Raw genomic sequence first — 16,582 nt, 5'->3', positions numbered from 1 at the left:
GAGTCGAACGACTCACCTCCGACTCACCCGCGACTCATCTCCCCATCATCGCAAAGTCGATCGATTCTTGAGGCATGACAGCGAAAGCAGTCAACACTCTGAACGAGGGAGAAGGTCATGGCCAAGCAGTCGTTTCCGATGATGAAGACCGGCGGCGGGGTGCTCCCGAAGCTGTTCGGTTGGGCTGTGCTGATCGTGGTCGTGGTTATGGTCGTGCAGCAGCCGACCGAATCCGCGGAGTTCGTGAAGACCACGTTCGGCGCGCTCAAGACGTTCTTCGGTGCAGTTGCCGGGTAGCTGCTGGCAGGTCAGCGGGCAAGTTCGTTCAGGCGTTCCTCGATCGCCGCGAGTCGCCGGTTGATCTCCGCAAGCTGTTGATGCACCGCCGCGACGCTGGGCACGTCAGCGTTCTCGGCATCGGCTCCGCCGGACTCCGGCTGGCTGAGGACGTACGACCCCTGGCCATGGCGGACAGCGATCAGCCCCTCCTGCCGCAGGATTTCCAGCGCGCTGCGGGCGGTGTTGATAGCCACGCCGTACTCGTCAGCCAAGTCCTTACCGGTAGGGAGCTTCTCCCCCGGCCCGTACGTCCCGTTCGTGATGCTCGCGCGGATGGCGTCGGCGACCTGACGGTAGGGCGCCTGAGAGTTCTCTACCTCGCGTTTTGCCACGTCAGCAAGGGTACGCGATCGTCAACTCAAGGAAGTCACGACAGAGACTTGACTCACTTAACTCTCGTCGCTACTGTTGCTCTCGTTCCGGTTGTTGCAGATGCCTCAACCGCCTCAGCCGGACAAGAAAAAGCCCTGGTCAGTGCTGCAACACCGACCAGGGCGCACATCGAAACCGATGGAGAAACGATGCGCTTCGAGGATAACCAGGTGTTCAAGGTCAAGGCAGTCGCCGACCTGCTGAACATCTCCAAGGCCACCATCTACCGGGCGATCGAGTCCGGGAAGCTCGACGCCCTCAAGCTCGGTACCGGCAAGGGCACCCTCCGAATCGAGGGCTCCGCCCTGAACATCTACTTGGAGCAGTGCGGCCAGGCCGCCTACGAGGCGTTCGTGACCGGCACCGAGTCGGCCGCCGCCGACGACCGTGACGAGACCGCGGGGGAGGTGGCGTGACGATGCGACTGCACACCGAGCGGGCACAGGGCATGGTCGGCGACCACCACGCGACGTTCATCCCCACCCACCGCGAGGACAACGACACCCCGATCGTGATGCAGGTGAGCATGAGCGTGCCGGTGTCGCTGGAAGACATCGAGGCCGTGTTCTGGATCGCCGTCAACGGCGGGATGTTGCTGGACGAGCGCGAACTCGGCAACGACCAGTACGCACACGAGATGGTGCTGGAGACCTTCCTGCACGAGGGCTCGAACCGCATCTGCCTCGCCCGCGAAGAGATCGAGGACATCAAGCCGGGCAGCGGGGACTACGCGCTGCTGATGATGATCCGCCGCCGGGTCGCCGAGCTCTACGGCCGCCCCGGGGTGCCCGCACCGCGCCGCGCACTGACGAGGGCGTGAGGCACATGAGCGTGCGACTGCGGCAGTACCGCACAGCCCGGGGCTGGTCGCAGAAGACCGCCTGCCAGCACCTGGCCGAAGCGGCCCGGTCCCGGGGCATCCGGGCGCACTCGCCGGGCACCCTGCTCGGGCTGCTCGGCGAGTGGGAACGCGGCGTGCGGGTGGTCTCGTCGACCTACCAGCAGCTCTGGGCCGAGGTCTACGGCACCACCCCGGGCATGCTGGGCATCGCGGGCGCTTGGTCCCGCAACCACCCGGTGGTCACCCGCGCCGACATCGAGCGCGGCGCCCCGACGCCACAGGTGGTCTCCAGCCCGAAGGACCCGCTCATCGGCGGCCTGTCCGGCGCCGAGCGCATCGAGCTGGAAGGGGTGGCCGCGTGATGACCGTGCCCAAGGTGACCGTGCATGGCGTGGTGACCGTGCTCTACGCCTGCCCGCTGACCGACGCGCAGCTGCGCGACGCCGAGGTCTACGACCTGGCTCGGTTCGTGGCCCTGGTCCACCGCAAGACGCCCCGCAAGGCGATCGAGCGGCTGGAGAACGGGCTGGCGGTGCTGGCCGCCTCCGGTGGGCCGACGTTCGACCGGCGCCGCTACGCCCTGGCTCAGGCCCGGGCCGACGCGGTCCGGGCGGTCACCCGCCCGCCGGCACCGGGACGGGACACCCCGGCGGTGCACCCGGTGGAGCTCGAGCCGGACGCGATCTGGCCGAACTAGCCCGGGCGTTCCCGCTGGTCGCGGCCACACCCCCAGGGAACAGCGCAAACACACTGTTTCCGCTGGTCGCAGGCACACCCGCCGGGAACAGCGGAAACGGCTGTTCCTGCTGGTCGCAGCCACAGGGCGTGTTTTGCCCTGTCGGAAGCGTCCCGACAGGTTCGCGAACAGCTCAAACCCCGGCCCGGTAGCGCAACCGCCACCCCACCCCGTGTGGGGCCAGAAGCCACTACCGGCGCCGGTCCTCCCCGCCGATCCCGACCACCCCGGCCCGGTGGCGCCATCCCGCCACCCACCCCGTGTGGGCCTTGAACCGCCGCCACCGGGCCGGGTCTCCCACCCCTCCAGACCAGCCGCCCCGGGACCCGCCGCGTTCGACGGGGGTGCTCCCAACTCCGCGCGGGTTGGGAGCCCGAAACCACCAGCGAACGCGGGCTGCGGACCCGAGGCAGACCGTTCGCACTACGCGGCGTGACCGGCGCCCTGCCCGTCACCACGGGCACGCCGCCCGGCACATCGCCAAGCGCCGTAGCAAACCCGCAAACCCGCAAACCCCGCAACCAACCCCAATGACCAGGAAAAAGAAGCCGGGACAGGAGGGGGAGCCAAACCCGCCACAGCCGTCACCAAACCCGCAAACCCGCCAAACCCAGCCCACCAAACCCGCAAACCCGCACCAAACCCGCACCACAAAACACCAGGTCACACCCCCTTTTGCGGGTTTGCGGGTTTAAGACCCGGATTCCCGCCCCCCACTGTTCCAGCCTCAGTGAACCCGACCCGAGCACCGCCGCAGCGTCACCGCCAGTAGTCGCCCGGAGACCCGGCAACGACCCAGCCGAGCGGGGATCGGGGGTCGATCGACCGGGACTCGATCGGCCTCGATCCACCTGGTTGGCCTGCACGAATCGAGGTCGATTCCTCCGGGTTCTCACCGCTTCTCACCTGCATGGGAAGAACCTCACCAAGATCACCGAGAACGGCAGCGAGAACCCGCCGGAGAAGGCGGCGCAGAAGCCGTGAACCCGGGTGCGGACCCGGGTTCCCAACCCCTCTGAACAGCACTCACGACCCATCGGAGCGGTAGCCCATGAGCAAGCCCGAACACCCCGCAGCCACCCCAGCGGAACAGCCTCGGCGGCTGCGCCTGGTCTCCGACTCCGACCAGCCCACAGCGAGCCCGGAGGCTCCCGGCACAGGGACGGGACCGATGTTGCCGCCGGACCCGGAAACCGAACGCCAAGCGCTCGCTCAGATCGCCAGCGCCCGCGCCGAACTCCCCGCCCGCGATGAGGCGATGTTCGAGACCTTCCTCGGCGACCTGGTCCGCCAGGTGCAGCCGACCAGCGAGGCCGACCCCACCAACATCCTGGCCTCCCTGCTGGCCGGAACCGGGGTCCACCTCGGTGGACGCCCACACATTCGGGTCGGCGACGACCGGCACCCGCTGCTGGTGTGGCCGATGGTCATCGGCCGGACCGGCATCGGCCGCAAGGGCGCGGGCTGGTCGGCCGCCAAACGCCTCCTGACGGCCGCCGATTCCGGGTTCGTGGCCTCCAACATCCACAGCGGCCTGACCTCCGGCGAGGGCCTGACCCAGGCGTTCGCCGACGAAGACGAGGGGGACGGGACCGAGCCCGGCAAAGGCAAGCCGCGCCCCCGCGCACTGCTGCCTTCCGGGGATCGGCGACTGCTGGCCTTCGAACCGGAGTGGGCCTCGGTGATGGCGCGGATGCGCCGCGAGGGCAACACCCTCTCGGCGACGCTGCGCGCGGCGTGGGAGGGCGGCAACCTGTCCACCCTCGGCGTCACCGCCCGCATCGTGCGCGACGCCCACGTCGGCATCCTGACCCACATCACCCCCGGCGAGTTCCACGCCAAGGTCAGCCACTCCGACATGGCCGGAGGCACCTACAACCGGTTTCTCCCGGTCTTCGTCGCCCAGACCCAGTTCCTCCCGGCAGGCACGGGGGCCGATCCGGCGCTGATCGAGCGCCTGGCGGTCGACCTGCGGGCACGCCTGGACCAGGGCGCCACGCTCGGACAGCTCGGCTTCAGCGACGAGGCCGCCTACCTGTGGCGGCGGCTCTACGTCGAGTTCGGCGGCTTCAGCACCGAAGATGGACCGATCGAGCAGTTCCTCTCCCGCGCCGCACCCAACTGCCTCCGGGTGGCCGGCATCCACGCCGCCCTCGACGGCACCCCCACCATCCAGCCCGCGCACCTGGTCGCCGCGGCGGCGTTCATCCGCTACGCCGTCGACTCCGCCCGCGCGGTGTTCCGCCAAGCCGACCCGGCGCTGGCCCAGCTCGCCGCCTACATCCGCGAGGCCGGGCCACAGGGACGCACCCGCACCGAGATCACCGCAGGCTTCTTCCAGGGCAACGCCAGGAAGACCCGCATCGAAGCGCTGCTGGACCAGCTCATCGCCGACCACACCATCGCCAAGACCCAGCGCCGCCCGGAGGGCCGGAAGGGAGGCCGCGCCACCGAGATCTTCATTGCCTACGAACACCACGAACTTACGAACAATGCCCCTGACCAGGGCAAACCCTGAAAGCAAAGTTCGTAGCTACGAACTTTGCTCCCCACGAAACCCCAGGTCAGCGCCAAAGTTCGTAATTTCGTCAACTTCGTCCCCACAGGAGCCGCCATGCACACCGCCCACCGCCCGACCGCCGTCACGGCACAGGGAACCCGGCAGGGAACCGCCGGGGAGGCAGGGAATTCTCCCTACCCCGTTCCCTCCGCCACTCCCTCGGCTCGACCTGCGCAAACCCCACAACAGGGAACGAGGGAACGCCCCGCGCACACCGCCCGACACCCCCGGAATCCGGGGTTGTCGACACCGGCCCCCGCTTCCCTCCCCCGGCCCCGGGAGTCCGGGGACGCAACGCGGCTGCTGCTGACCGTCGAGCAGGCCGCCCGCCGGTTGTCGGTCGGCCGCACCACGATGTTCAAGCTCATCAAGTCCGGCGACGTCGACTCGGTACGCATCGGCCACGCCCGCCGCGTCCCCGTCGAAGCGCTCACCGCCTACATCGACCGCCTGGCCCGGGGCGCGGCATGACCACCGCCGTCACGTCGCCCAGTCGGCCCAATATCGGGGTGGGAGGGGGTGCCGTCCCAGCCGTCCCAGCCGTCCCACCGCAGGTCAGCGCGGGACGGCAACACGCCCTGGGACGGCACGAGCCGTCCCACCGACCCCAGCGGCGCGCACTGCTGGGACGGCACGAGCCGTCCCACGCCTGCAAGCCGTCCCAGCCTGACCAGCACTGGGACGCTTGGGACGGCTGGGACGGCTACCCCCTCACCCCGTACCGCCGGGCCGCGCGAGGCCAGTGAACGGGCCAGTGAGCCCGGCAGGGGCCAGTGGATATCCACTGGCCATCCACTGGCCCGGCCCACTGGGCACGGCCTGCGAGAACGCCCCACAAGTGGGCAAGTGGATGCCCGGTGGATCAGGGGTGGAGGCCGCGATTCCGGGTGGATTCCCACCCACGCGCCCACCCACTCACTCCACCACCCGCCACCAGGCCCAACCCCGCCCAGGTGGACAGGTGGACCGGGTGAACACCCCGCCCGGAAACACCTCTGCGCGGCGGTGCCGGGCAGTCCGCACCGTCCACCCACCCCGTTCGAACCGACCGCCCACAACCACACCCGGGAGACCCACGATGACCCCGCTGGACATCACCGGCCGCGTGCTGGCCGTGCTCGCCGCCCTCGCCCTGCTCACCGCCGCCGCGGTAGCCGTCCTGCTGTGGCGGGCGGTGCTGCCCGTGATCCTCATCGCTGCGCTCGCGGTGACCCTCGGGATGGTGCGCACCCTCGCCCTCGGTGGCTTCGCCGCACTGGCCGCACTCCGCGGCCTCATGCTCGCCCTCGACCGCGCCGGCACCGCCGTACCCACACCCCGGCTCCGCACCGCTAGACCTAGCGCCCACACCCGCTAGACCTAGCGGGAGCGCTAGCGGCCCGGACCGGCACCGACCAGCGAGCTAGCGCCTAGCGGGACAGGGGCCAGCGTCCCACCACGCCACCGAACGCGGCCCGCTCGGCGACCCGGGCGAAGCGCTAGACGAGTTAGACGAGTTAGCCACCTGGCACCCTCGCTCACCCCGAGTTGGGAGCCTCCCAGGCTGCTCCCAACCTGGGCGCTAACCCCGTAACTCGGCTAACTTGCCTAACTTTCCGCAGGTCAGCCCAGCAGCAGAACGATCTAACCCCCGAGTTAGATATCTAACTCGCCTCCGCCGATCTAACTCCGGATCTAACCCCCCACCGCGCTCTCGCGCGGCGACCCCGCGCGCCCACAACCAGCCACGAAACCGACCACCGAGAGGAACCATCCATGCCCCGCAAACGCCGCCCAGAAGGCACCCGAGCCCCCAACGGCGCCAGCAGCATCTACTACAGCGAGACGGACGGCTACTGGCACGGGCGCGTCACGATGGGCGTCCGCGACGACGGCAAGCCCGACCGTCGCCACGTCCAAGCCAAGACCGAGACCGAGGTCATCGATAAGGTCCGCAAGCTCGAACGTGACCGGGATAGCGGCAACGCGCGGAAGCCTGGTCGCGCGTGGACAGTCGAGAAGTGGCTGACTCACTGGGTCGAGAACATCGCGGTGCACTCCGTTCGGTACAAGACGCTTCAGGGCTACCGAACGGCGGTCTACAAGCACCTGATCCCCGGTATCGGCGCGCACCGGATGGACCGCATCGAGCCGGAGCACTTCGAGCGGTTCTACGCCAGGATGCAGGCCGCCGGCGCCAGTGCAGGGACCGCACATCAGGTGCACCGGACTGCCAAAACGGCATTCAACGAATACTTCCGGCGGCAGCGCATCACCGGGAACCCCATCGCCTTCGTGAAAGCGCCGCGCGTCGAGGAAAAGGAAGTGGAGCCGTTCACGCCGCAGGAAGCCAAGAGCATCATCACGGCCGCGCTCAAGCGGCGCAACGGCGTGCGATACGTCGTCGCCTTGGCTCTCGGTTGTCGCCAAGGCGAAGCCCTGGGGTTCAAGTGGGACCGCCTCGACCGCGGGAACCGGCTTTACCGCGTACGGCAGGCATTGCAGCGGCAGGCTTGGCAACACGGATGCGACGACCCGCACGCCTGCGGAGCACGACTTCATCGGGTGGCGTGCCCGGACAACTGCACCCAGCATCGCAACCGCAAGAGCTGCATTCGCGACGAGAAGGGCCACCACCGTCCGTGCCCGCCGAACTGCACCAGGCACGCGAGCAGTTGCCCGCAGCGGCACGGTGGTGGGCTCGTCGAGGTCGACGTGAAGTCGAAGGCTGGTCGCCGGAGCTTCGTTCTGCCAGATGAGGTCTTCGATCTGCTGATGCGCCACGAGCAGGCGCAGCAGCGGGAGCGCAAGCACGCCGGTAGCGAGTGGCAGGAGGGGGGCTGGGTCTTCACCCAGCCCAACGGCCGGCCGATCGATCCGCGGCGCGACTGGGGTGAGTGGAAGGACATCTTGGGGGAGGCAGGTGTTCGGGATGCTCGGCTGCACGACGCGCGCCACACTGCGGCGACGGTCCTCATGCTGCTCCGCGTTCCAGACCGGGCCGTCCAGGATCACATGGGCTGGTCCTCGATCCGGATGAAGGAGCGCTACATGCACGTCACCGAGGAACTGCGACGAGAGATCGCCGATCAGCTCAACGGGTACTTCTGGGACGTCAACTGAGACGGAAAGTGAGACGAAAAGCGCCTGGTCAGGGACCTGTCGACGGCGTTTCCGCTGGTAGTTTCGGAGCCGCTGAGGGGACTCGAACCCCTGACCGTCCGCTTACAAGGCGGGCGCTCTACCAACTGAGCTACAGCGGCGTGCGCTACGTCGCGCGCGAACATCGTAAGCGTCCACCGCCGGCACGAGGAAGGCGCCCGGACCCGGCCCGCCGCCCGGCGCGCCGACCCTGCGGAAGACGCGACCGGAGACGCGCCGCGGACGCCGCAGGAGATGCGGCCGGGACGCGCCATGGGCGAGGCTGGACCGGCGCCGGACCGGCGGTGTCGGAGTGACCCGGCTTCGTGATGGACTCCACAGAAGATCGGTGCAACGGTCCGCCGCCGGCGGCCGATGGCCGAGGGGAAGATCCGACCGCCCGCGCGGCGGTGCTACTCGGGAGGGGAACACAGCAGTGGGAATCACGCAGCGCGCCCGTGGTGTGCTGCGGCGGCGCGAACCGGCCGTCAGCGCCGGGAATCGCAACGTCGTCTACGGGCCGGCACTGCCCGACGAGTCAGCCGTACACCTGGTCCTGGACCTGGGCCTGCGCATCGGCGAGATCCAGATGTCCAGCGGCGCGGGCGCCTCGGACGTGACCGCGACGATCATCGCGGTCGCCAACGCCTACGGTCTGCCCCACTGCGAGGTCGACGTGATCTACACGTCGATCACCGTCTCGTGCTACCGCGGTACCGAGTCGCTGCCGATCACCTCGCTGCGCGTGGTCCGCAACCGCTCGCTCGACTACACCCGGCTCTCCGAGACCGAGGCCCTGGTCCGCCGGATCACCGCCAACGAGCTCAGCGCCGCCGACGCCTACGCCGAGCTCAACCGCATCAGCACCGCGCCGCACCCGTTCCCGCGGTGGGTGGCGACGCTGGCGTGGGCGGGCATGGCCGCCTCGCTGGCGGTCCTGCTCGGCGGCGGCGCCGACTGGAGGCTGCCGCTGATCGCGGCCGCGACCGCGGCGCTGATCGACCGCGTCGGCCGGGTGCTGAACCGGCGCGCGCTGCCGTTCTTCTTCCAGCAAGCGGTCGGCGGCGCGGTCGCGACCACCATCGCGATGGGCTGCTTCGCCACCGGACTGCTGCCCAACCCCGCTCTCGCGGTCGCCGCGTCGATCATCGTTCTGCTGTCCGGGATGACCGTCGTCGGTTCGATGCAGGACGCCATCACCGGATACAACGTGACCGCCGCGGGACGGATCACCGAGCTCGCGCTGATGTCGGCAGGGCTGATCGCGGGCGTGGTCGTCGCCCTGTACGCGGGGCTGCGGATCTTCGGCTCCGACGCGCTGGGCGGCGCGAACTTCGACGAGGCGATGCTGCAGAACTTCGGCCGCGCGCAGGTGACCTCCCCCGTGCTGTTGCCGCTGGTCCAGCTCGCGGCGGGCGCCTCGACCTCCGCCTGCTTCGCCCTCGCCAGCTACGCGCCGCCGCGGCCGCTGGTGGTGGCCGGGGTCGGCGGCGCGGTCGCGGCGTTCGTGCACGCCGTGCTCACCCTCGCCGACGTGCACACCGTGCTCGCCGGGGCGGTGGCGACCACGATCGTCGGTTTCATCGGCGGCATCATCGCGCGCCGGCTGCGCATCCCGGCGCTGGTCATCGCGGTGTCGGGCGTGGCGCCGCTGCTGCCGGGCCTGGCGACCTACCGGGGCCTGTACGAGCTGTCGGTGCTGGGCAGCCCGACCGGGGTGTCGACGCTGATGCTGGCGGTCGCGATCGGGCTGGCGCTCGGCTCGGGCGTGGTGCTGGGCGAGTACCTCGCGCAGCCGGTGCGCACCCGGCTGGGCCGCCTGGAGCGGCGCTTCGCCGGGCCGCGGATGTCCGGGCCGCTGCGGCCCACGCGCCGCCGCCTGGAGTGAGCCGGCGGCCCCTCGCACGGAGCGCCGGGACACCGCGGCCCACTACCGGGGTTGCGCCACCGTGTCGAACCACACGAACCACGCGCGCCCGCGTGGAATTGGCTAGGGTCGGGTCTTCGGCACGGACCCTTCTCGCCGGGCGACGGCCAGGCGTTCTCCCGGTCATGCGGCCGCCCCGGCAGAGCCGGGCGGCGCACCGCGGGCGGACCTCCGGGCGGGCCGGCACACGCGACGGCGAGGGGCGCCCCAGGCCGGTATCCCAGCATCCGAGACAACGCAGACCTCTCGACCGGGCGCCGCCCGGCACCACTGAGGAGGAAACACCGGTGAGCAAGGGCAGCACGCCCCAGAGAGCGGACTTCGTCGTCGTCGCCAACCGACTGCCGGTGGACCTGGAGCGGCTGGAGGACGGGACCGAGCGCTGGAAGCACAGCCCGGGTGGTCTGGTCACCGCGCTGGAGCCGTTCCTGCGGGCCAGGCGCGGCGCCTGGGTCGGCTGGCCGGGCGTGGCCGACACCGAGGTCGAGCCGTTCACCGACGAGGACATGCACCTGCACCCGGTGCCGCTGAGCTCCGCGGAGTTCCGCGACTACTACGAGGGCTTCTCCAACGCCACGTTGTGGCCGCTGTACCACGACGTGGTCGTGCCGCCGGTCTTCGACCGCTCATGGTGGGACGCCTACCAGCGGGTCAACCGGCGCTTCGCCGAGGCCGCCGCGCGCGTCAGCGCCGAGGGCGCGACGGTGTGGGTGCAGGACTACCAGCTCCAGCTGGTGCCCGCGATGCTGCGGGAGCTGCGCCCGGACCTGCGGATCGGGTTCTTCCTGCACATCCCGTTCCCGCCGGTCGAGCTGTTCATGCAGCTGCCGTGGCGGACCGAGATCGTGCGCGGGCTGCTGGGCGCCGACCTGGTCGGCTTCCACCGCCCCGGCGGCGCGCAGAACTTCCTGTGGCTGGCCCGCAGGCTCGCCGGCTTCGAGCCCAGCCGCGGCCAGGTCGGGGTCCGCTCGCGGCCGGGCGTGGTGCAGGTCGGCGACCGGACCGTGCGGGTCGGGGCGTTCCCGATCTCGATCGCCTCCGCCGAGCTGGACCGGCTGGCCCGCAGCAAGGAGGTCCAGCAGCGGGCCAGGGAGATCCGCCGCGAGCTCGGCGAGCCGCGCCGCATCATGCTCGGCGTCGACCGCCTCGACTACACCAAGGGCATCGACGTGCGCCTGCACGCGATGCACGAGCTGCTCGCCGACGGCCACATCAAGGCCGAGGACGTGGCGATGATCCAGATCGCCACCCCGAGCCGCGAACGCGTCGAGCACTACAAGCAGATGCGCGAGGACATCGAGCGCGAGGTCGGCCGCATCAACGGCGAGTTCGGCCGGGTCGGCCATCCGGCGGTGCACTACCTGCACACTTCCGTGGACCGTAAGGACCTGGTGGCGTTCTACTGCGCCGCCGACGTCATGGTCGTCACACCGGTCCGGGACGGGATGAACCTGGTGTGCAAGGAATACGTGGCGTGCCGCCACGATCTCGGCGGCGCGCTCGTGCTCAGCGAGTTCGCCGGCGCCGCGGCCGAGCTCACCAGTGCCTTCCTGGTCAACCCGCATAATCTGGACGGTGTTAAGGACGCCCTACTCGCCGCCCTCGACATCGACGAGGCCGAAGGGAGACGTAGGATGCGCGCATTGCGTAGGCAAGTGCTCACGCACGACGTCGATCGCTGGGCGCGATCGTTCCTCGAAGCACTGGGCACACCCCACGCGGAGTAGGCAAGCAACGCCGTCTATCCCACACAGCGGGAAACGCGGCTAGCGACACCGTCGACCACCGGACGGCGTCAGCGGCAACCGTCCACCGCGGACCCGACTAGGCGCGTGAGCCGGATCGATCCCGAATGTCCCGACCACGTCATTGAGGAGTATGGCGTTGACCGCCGAAGCCCTGCCTGCCGAGTTGCGCCGTGTGATCGTGCAGCTCGCGCGGACACCTCGACTTCTGGTCGCCTGCGACTACGACGGCACCCTCGCCCCCATCGTGGCGGACCCGAACATGGCCAAACCGCTGCCCGAGTCCGTGCACGCGCTGCGCTCGCTCGCGGCGCTGCCCGCGACCACCACGGCGGTGATCTCCGGGCGCGCCCTGCGCGACCTGGCCACTCTCTCCAGGCTGCCCGCCGAGGTGCACCTGGTCGGCAGCCACGGCTCCGAGTTCGACGTGGGTTTCGTGCACGAGCTGGCCCCCGAGGCGACCCAGCTGCGCACCGACCTGCAACGTGCGCTCCAGGAGACCGTCAGCGGTCACGGCGGCGTGAGCCTGGAGAACAAGCCGGCCAGCGTGGCCGTGCACGTGCGCCGAGCCGAGCCCGACACCGCCCAGATCGTCCTCGACGCCGTCCGCAGCGGACCGGCCACCTGGGACGGGGTGGAGGTGACCGAGGGCAAGGAGGTCATCGAGCTGGCCGTGGTGCAGACCGACAAGGGCAACGCGCTCGACACGCTGCGCCACCAGGTCGGCGCCACCGCCGCGATCTTCATCGGCGACGACGTGACCGACGAGAAGGCCTTCGCCCGGCTGCACGGTCCCGACGTCGGCCTGAAGGTCGGTCCCGGCGAGAGCCTGGCCGACTACCGGGTCGAGGACACCACCGAGGTCGCCACGGTGCTGGCATTCCTGATGGAGGAGCGGCGCACCTGGCTCTACGGCGAGCAGGCCCCGCCGATCGAGCGGCTGACCATGCTGTCCAACGAGCGCACCGTCGCGCTGCTGACCCCGGACGCGCGGCTGACCTGGATGTGCCACCCCGGGCCGGACTCGGCCGCGGTGTTCGCCGACCTGCTCGGCGGGCCCGGCGCCGGGCACTTCTCGATCCGGCCGAGCACCGGCAACGGCGCCCCGCGCAACCCGCTGCCGCTGGGCCAGCGCTACGTGCCGGGCACCATGACCGTGGAGACCCGCTGGTCGCGGCTGCTGGTGACCGACTACCTCGAACACGGCGTGGACAGCCACCGCACCGACCTGATCCGGGTCATCAGCGGCAGCACCCAGGCCGCGATCGAGTTCGCGCCGCGCCCGGAGTTCGGCCAGGTCCCGGTGCGGCTGACCGCCGAGGCGGGCGGCCTGCGGGTGCAGGGCACCGCCGAGCCGATGGTGCTGCACTCGCCGGGCGTGCAGTGGGAGATCACCTCCGACGGCATGCACGAGTCGGCGCACGCGGTCGTCGAGCCCACCGACACCCGTCCGGTCGTGCTGGAGCTGCGCTGCGGCACCGAGGACCTCGCGCCCTCGCCGATGAGCGAGTCCCAGCGCAGGGCCGCCGCCGACGCCTACTGGGCGGAATGGGCGGGCAAGCTGCGGCTGCCCGAGCTGGAGCGCGACCTGGTGCAGCGCTCCGCGCTGACCCTGCGCGGGCTCTGCAACTCCGACACCGGCGGGATCATGGCCGCGGCCACCACGTCGCTGCCGGAGGAGATCGGCGGCGTGCGCAACTGGGACTACCGCTACTGCTGGCTGCGCGACGGCGCGATGACCGCCCAGGCGCTGGTCACCGTCGGCTCCACCAAGGAGGCCGAGGCCTTCCTGGACTGGCTGCACCGGGTGCTGGAGACCCTCCCCGGTCCCGAGCGGCTGCACCCGCTCTACACGCTGGCCGGCACCGGCCTCGGCCCGGAGGCCGTCATCGACAGCCTGCCCGGCTACGCCGGGTCCCGCCCGGTCCGCGTCGGCAACCTCGCCGACCAGCAGGTGCAGCTCGACGTGTTCGGGCCGGTGGTGGAGCTGGTGGCGCACCTGGCCGAGGCCACCGGCCGCATCCGCGACGCCGACTGGGACCTGGTCAAGGCGATGGCCGAGGCCGTCTCGCACCGCTGGTTCGAGCCCGACCACGGCATCTGGGAAGAGCGCGACGTCCCGCGCCACCACGTGTACTCCAAGGTCATGTGCTGGGTCACGCTGGACCGCGCGCTCAAGCTCGCCAAGACCTACGAGCGCGCCCCGGAGCCGTCCTGGGAGCCGCTGCGCGAGCAGATCGCCCAGGACGTCATCAAGAACGGCTGGCACCCCGACGTCCAGGCGTTCACCACCGCCTACGAGGGCTCCGACCTCGACGCGGCCTCGCTGCACGTGGGGCTGTCCGGGCTGATCGACCCGTCCGACGAGCGCTTCACCGCCACCGTCACCGCGATCGAGGCGGAGCTGCGCAGCGGGTCGACCGTCTACCGCTACCGGCGCGACGACGGCCTGCCCGGCGACGAGGGCGGCTTCCACCTCTGCGCCGCCTGGCTGATCGAGGCGTACCTGCTCATCGGCAAGCGCACCGAGGCGGAGGAGCTGTTCCAGCAGATCGTCGACACGGCGGGCCCGACCGGCCTGCTGGCCGAGGAGTACGACCCGATCGCCGAGCGCTCGCTCGGCAACCACCCGCAGGCGTACTCCCACCTCGGCCTGATCCGCTGCGCCCAGCTGCTGTCCGCCTGACGGCCTGATCGCATCGCGTCTCCTGGTCCCCCCGGGGCCAGGAGACGCTCTGCTTTCCGGATGGGGCTTCGGGACCCGGAACAGGACAAGGGTCACGATTTGCCGAACTCCGCCCGATGCGTCGAGATGGGCTAATACCCTCTGCGCAGATCGGCTCGACACGGGAAGGGCGGGGCGGGATGAAGGTTGTGCTGGCGATCGTCGTCGTGATCCTGGCGATCATGGCGGTGGCCGCCGTCGTCTACCTCGTCTACACGCGCCGAGGCGGTGGCGACCAGCGGGCGGCCGCCCCGCGGGACCCGTTCCACACCGGCGACGAGGACTCGCTGCGCGGTGACCCGCGGGCGCTGAAGGCCGGCGACATCGTCGAGATCCGCGGCCACTCCTATACCGTCCGCGGCAGCCTGCGGCTGTCCGAGGGCGGCTGGAAGTGGTCGGAGCACCTGCTCGACGACGCCAAGGGCGGCCAGGTCTGGCTGTCCGTCGAGGAGGACCCCGACCTGGTCCTCGCCCAGTGGCTGCCCGCCGCCGACGCGGGTGAGCCGGGCGCGAGCACGATCGAGTTCGGCGGGCGCACCTACCGCTCCGACGAGTCCGGGTCGGCGAGCTTCCGCAGCGAGGCCACCACCGGGCTGGACGAGCAGGGCACCGTCGGATACCACGACTACGAGGCGTCCGACGGCTCGCTGCTGAGCTTCGAGCGCTACGGCGACGCCGGCTGGGAGGCCAGCACCGGCGAGCAGCTGAGCCGCTACGACGTGCTGATCTACCCCACCGCTGGCGGAACCGGTCAGGAAGGCGGTCGATGAAACCCCGGTTATGGTTCCTGCTCGGCGGGATCTGCGCGGTGCTCGCCCTGGTCATCGCGCTGGTGATGATCTTCTCCACGGGCACCGGCCCGCGCGGCTACGTGGCCAACCACTACCAGCGCGCGGCGCACCTCGACCTCCGCGGTGACGACGACAACCGCGCCTACACCAGCCCGCTGACCCCGAGCGTGGTCTCGCGGGAAATCACCAGCCGCTGGCAGCCGGTCGCGCAGGCCGCCGACACCTCCGGCATCTACCTGCGCTACAAGGACGACGCGGTGATCGTCCAGCCGCGCGACCGCGGTTCGGTGATCCACGTGATGGACGTCGACCACGCCTACCACCGCTACCACAGCCACGTCGGCGGGACGTGGGGCTGGATCGGTACCCACGGCGAGTCGTTCCGCGGACGCGGTCCCGGGGCGGGCAAATGAGCGCGGGCCCGAACCAGAGCGCCGGGAAGAAGAAGACCAAGGCCGGGACCTGGATCCTGCTGGCAGCGCTGGCACTGCTGCTCGCGATCGGCGCGATCAGCTCGTGGGCCGGGGACGACGACTCCCCCGCGTTCACCGACGAGGACACAACCACCTACAGCCAGAGCACCAGCTATTCCGGCCCGCCGATCCGGCGGTTCACCCCGGCCGACTCGCAGCAGCTCGCGCAGCAGCTGGCCGTCGCGGAGAAGCAGCACGGCGTCTGCTTCGGCTGGAAGCTGACCGACGGCCGCGACGGCCGGTTCGACCAGGGTTCCAGCCGCGGACCGGGCGTCCCGGCCGACACCTGCCCCCGGTGGGCGGAGGTGCGGACGTTCGTGGCGAACCCCGCCGGAGACCTGGGCGCGGCCGGCGTGGAGGTGGCGGCGTCGCCGGACTTCGACCGCGGCGCGCTGCCCGGGACGTCGGAGTACCCGCTCGTCGGCGTCGACGCCGAGGCGCTGGTGGAGAACCCGGTGGCCACGACCGGACACGCGGCGCTGGTGCTGCCGCTGCTGCTGGCCGAACGCGGGGAGCTGCGCGCGCCACCGGTCGCCGACGGCGAACCCGGCGCGCGGCCGGCGAAACCGCTGCCCGCCGCGCGAAGCTCCGACGGCGCGTGGTCGATATGGCTGTGGATCGGAGGGCTCGGCCTCGTGGCGCTGGTGTGCGTGCTCGTGGGTGTGCGTGCCAGTGGGCGGAAGAAGGGCGAACAGGGCCCGCCGCCCGGTGGACCAGGCCCGCATCCGCCGGCACAAGGCTTCCCGCAGCAGCACGCCGGACCGCACCCGGGCGGGCAGCAGCCGCAGCAGCAACCGCCGGCGCAGGGATTCCCACCTCAGCAGCCAGGCCCCCGACCGCAGGCACCGCCCCCGCACGGCGCACCGCCCCCGCACGGCGGTCCGCAGCAGCCGCCGTGGCCGCCGCAGGCGCCACCGCCCGGCGGTCCGCGCCACTGACCCCTCCGCCCATCC

The 16,582-nt window shown here is 70.8% G+C and carries 16 protein-coding genes and 1 tRNA gene; 15 read left to right on the top strand and 2 right to left on the bottom strand.

From position 1 onward, the window contains the following. Positions 1–117: 117 nt before the first annotated feature. Complete coding sequence (locus SACE_RS02335; protein ID WP_009947402.1) at positions 118–297, top strand: hypothetical protein; 180 nt, start codon at positions 118–120, stop codon at positions 295–297. Positions 298–308: 11 nt separating this feature from the next. Here the strand turns inward: SACE_RS02335 and SACE_RS02330 are convergent, their stop codons facing one another. Next, positions 309–671, bottom strand: a complete 363-nt coding sequence (locus tag SACE_RS02330) for a winged helix-turn-helix domain-containing protein (protein ID WP_009947403.1) — start codon at positions 669–671, stop codon at positions 309–311. 189 nt (positions 672–860) lie between these two features. On the opposite strand from SACE_RS02330, the gene SACE_RS02325 reads away from it, so the two are divergent. The 8 genes from SACE_RS02325 to SACE_RS02290 all read left to right on the top strand — a co-directional run bounded on the left by SACE_RS02325 (position 861) and on the right by SACE_RS02290 (position 7,950). Next, positions 861–1,127, top strand: coding sequence for a helix-turn-helix domain-containing protein (locus SACE_RS02325; RefSeq protein WP_021341827.1), 267 nt, complete (start codon positions 861–863; stop codon positions 1,125–1,127). Between the two features lie 2 nt (positions 1,128–1,129). Then, positions 1,130–1,531, top strand: coding sequence for a hypothetical protein (locus SACE_RS02320; RefSeq protein WP_011873068.1), 402 nt, complete (start codon positions 1,130–1,132; stop codon positions 1,529–1,531). A 5-nt stretch (positions 1,532–1,536) separates the two neighbouring features. Then, the gene (locus SACE_RS02315) at positions 1,537–1,914 is read left to right on the top strand and encodes a helix-turn-helix domain-containing protein (protein ID WP_009947406.1); all 378 of its coding nucleotides are present in this window, start codon (positions 1,537–1,539) and stop codon (positions 1,912–1,914) included. Then, positions 1,914–2,249, top strand: coding sequence for a hypothetical protein (locus SACE_RS02310; RefSeq protein ID WP_009947407.1), 336 nt, complete (start codon positions 1,914–1,916; stop codon positions 2,247–2,249). The genes SACE_RS02315 and SACE_RS02310 overlap by 1 nt, the downstream gene beginning before the upstream one ends. Positions 2,250–3,339: 1,090 nt before the next feature. Continuing rightward, on the top strand, positions 3,340–4,806 hold the full coding sequence (locus SACE_RS02305) for a DUF3987 domain-containing protein (RefSeq protein ID WP_011873067.1): 1,467 nt from the start codon (positions 3,340–3,342) through the stop codon (positions 4,804–4,806). A gap of 282 nt (positions 4,807–5,088) precedes the next feature. Continuing rightward, positions 5,089–5,319 (top strand): helix-turn-helix domain-containing protein, encoded by a 231-nt coding sequence (locus tag SACE_RS02300; protein ID WP_011873066.1) that lies wholly within the window; start codon positions 5,089–5,091, stop codon positions 5,317–5,319. Between the two features lie 607 nt (positions 5,320–5,926). Next, on the top strand, positions 5,927–6,205 hold the full coding sequence (locus SACE_RS02295; RefSeq protein ID WP_009947412.1) for a hypothetical protein: 279 nt from the start codon (positions 5,927–5,929) through the stop codon (positions 6,203–6,205). A gap of 398 nt (positions 6,206–6,603) precedes the next feature. Then, entirely contained in the window at positions 6,604–7,950 is a 1,347-nt protein-coding gene (locus tag SACE_RS02290) for a tyrosine-type recombinase/integrase (protein WP_009947414.1), read from the top strand. A gap of 67 nt (positions 7,951–8,017) precedes the next feature. Here the strand turns inward: SACE_RS02290 and SACE_RS02285 are convergent. Further along, positions 8,018–8,090, bottom strand: a tRNA-Thr gene (locus SACE_RS02285). Between the two features lie 314 nt (positions 8,091–8,404). Here SACE_RS02285 and SACE_RS02280 point away from each other — a divergent pair. The 6 genes from SACE_RS02280 (at position 8,405) to SACE_RS02255 (ending at position 16,567) form a co-directional block, all read left to right on the top strand. Continuing rightward, positions 8,405–9,856, top strand: a complete 1,452-nt coding sequence (locus tag SACE_RS02280; protein ID WP_009947415.1) for a threonine/serine exporter family protein — start codon at positions 8,405–8,407, stop codon at positions 9,854–9,856. A gap of 326 nt (positions 9,857–10,182) precedes the next feature. Continuing rightward, positions 10,183–11,622, top strand: a complete 1,440-nt coding sequence (locus SACE_RS02275; protein WP_009947416.1) for an alpha,alpha-trehalose-phosphate synthase (UDP-forming) — start codon at positions 10,183–10,185, stop codon at positions 11,620–11,622. 151 nt (positions 11,623–11,773) lie between these two features. Then, on the top strand, positions 11,774–14,326 hold the full coding sequence (otsB, locus tag SACE_RS02270) for a trehalose-phosphatase (protein WP_009947417.1): 2,553 nt from the start codon (positions 11,774–11,776) through the stop codon (positions 14,324–14,326). A 179-nt stretch (positions 14,327–14,505) separates the two neighbouring features. Further along, positions 14,506–15,135 carry a DUF4178 domain-containing protein gene (locus SACE_RS02265; protein ID WP_011873062.1) on the top strand — a complete coding sequence of 210 codons (630 nt, stop codon included), beginning with the start codon at positions 14,506–14,508 and terminating at the stop codon, positions 15,133–15,135. Further along, positions 15,132–15,569 carry a DUF4247 domain-containing protein gene (locus SACE_RS02260; RefSeq protein WP_009947421.1) on the top strand — a complete coding sequence of 146 codons (438 nt, stop codon included), beginning with the start codon at positions 15,132–15,134 and terminating at the stop codon, positions 15,567–15,569. The genes SACE_RS02265 and SACE_RS02260 overlap by 4 nt, the downstream gene beginning before the upstream one ends. Next, the gene (locus SACE_RS02255) at positions 15,566–16,567 is read left to right on the top strand and encodes a hypothetical protein (protein ID WP_009947422.1); all 1,002 of its coding nucleotides are present in this window, start codon (positions 15,566–15,568) and stop codon (positions 16,565–16,567) included. Before SACE_RS02260 ends, SACE_RS02255 begins: the two co-directional genes overlap by 4 nt. Positions 16,568–16,582: the final 15 nt, after the last annotated feature.

The sequence above is a fragment of the Saccharopolyspora erythraea NRRL 2338 genome (genome assembly GCF_000062885.1).
Taxonomy (GTDB): domain Bacteria; phylum Actinomycetota; class Actinomycetes; order Mycobacteriales; family Pseudonocardiaceae; genus Saccharopolyspora_D; species Saccharopolyspora_D erythraea.
The sequence above is the reverse complement of the archived record's forward strand: the minus strand, read 5'-3'. Positions and strand labels throughout refer to the sequence as shown.

Excerpts from the sequence above, each read along its gene's own strand:
- SACE_RS02290 (WP_009947414.1), top strand. The coding sequence starts at position 6,604 with ATGCCCCGCAAACGCCGCCCAGAAGGCACCCGAGCCCCCAACGGCGCC.
- SACE_RS02310 (WP_009947407.1), top strand. The coding sequence starts at position 1,914 with ATGACCGTGCCCAAGGTGACCGTGCATGGCGTGGTGACCGTGCTCTAC.
- SACE_RS02320 (WP_011873068.1), top strand. The coding sequence starts at position 1,130 with ATGCGACTGCACACCGAGCGGGCACAGGGCATGGTCGGCGACCACCAC.
- otsB (WP_009947417.1), top strand. The coding sequence starts at position 11,774 with ATGGCGTTGACCGCCGAAGCCCTGCCTGCCGAGTTGCGCCGTGTGATC.
- SACE_RS02325 (WP_021341827.1), top strand. The coding sequence starts at position 861 with ATGCGCTTCGAGGATAACCAGGTGTTCAAGGTCAAGGCAGTCGCCGAC.
- SACE_RS02335 (WP_009947402.1), top strand. The coding sequence starts at position 118 with ATGGCCAAGCAGTCGTTTCCGATGATGAAGACCGGCGGCGGGGTGCTC.
- SACE_RS02260 (WP_009947421.1), top strand. The coding sequence starts at position 15,132 with ATGAAACCCCGGTTATGGTTCCTGCTCGGCGGGATCTGCGCGGTGCTC.
- SACE_RS02265 (WP_011873062.1), top strand. The coding sequence starts at position 14,506 with ATGAAGGTTGTGCTGGCGATCGTCGTCGTGATCCTGGCGATCATGGCG.
- SACE_RS02295 (WP_009947412.1), top strand. The coding sequence starts at position 5,927 with ATGACCCCGCTGGACATCACCGGCCGCGTGCTGGCCGTGCTCGCCGCC.
- SACE_RS02255 (WP_009947422.1), top strand. The coding sequence starts at position 15,566 with ATGAGCGCGGGCCCGAACCAGAGCGCCGGGAAGAAGAAGACCAAGGCC.
- SACE_RS02305 (WP_011873067.1), top strand. The coding sequence starts at position 3,340 with ATGAGCAAGCCCGAACACCCCGCAGCCACCCCAGCGGAACAGCCTCGG.
- SACE_RS02315 (WP_009947406.1), top strand. The coding sequence starts at position 1,537 with ATGAGCGTGCGACTGCGGCAGTACCGCACAGCCCGGGGCTGGTCGCAG.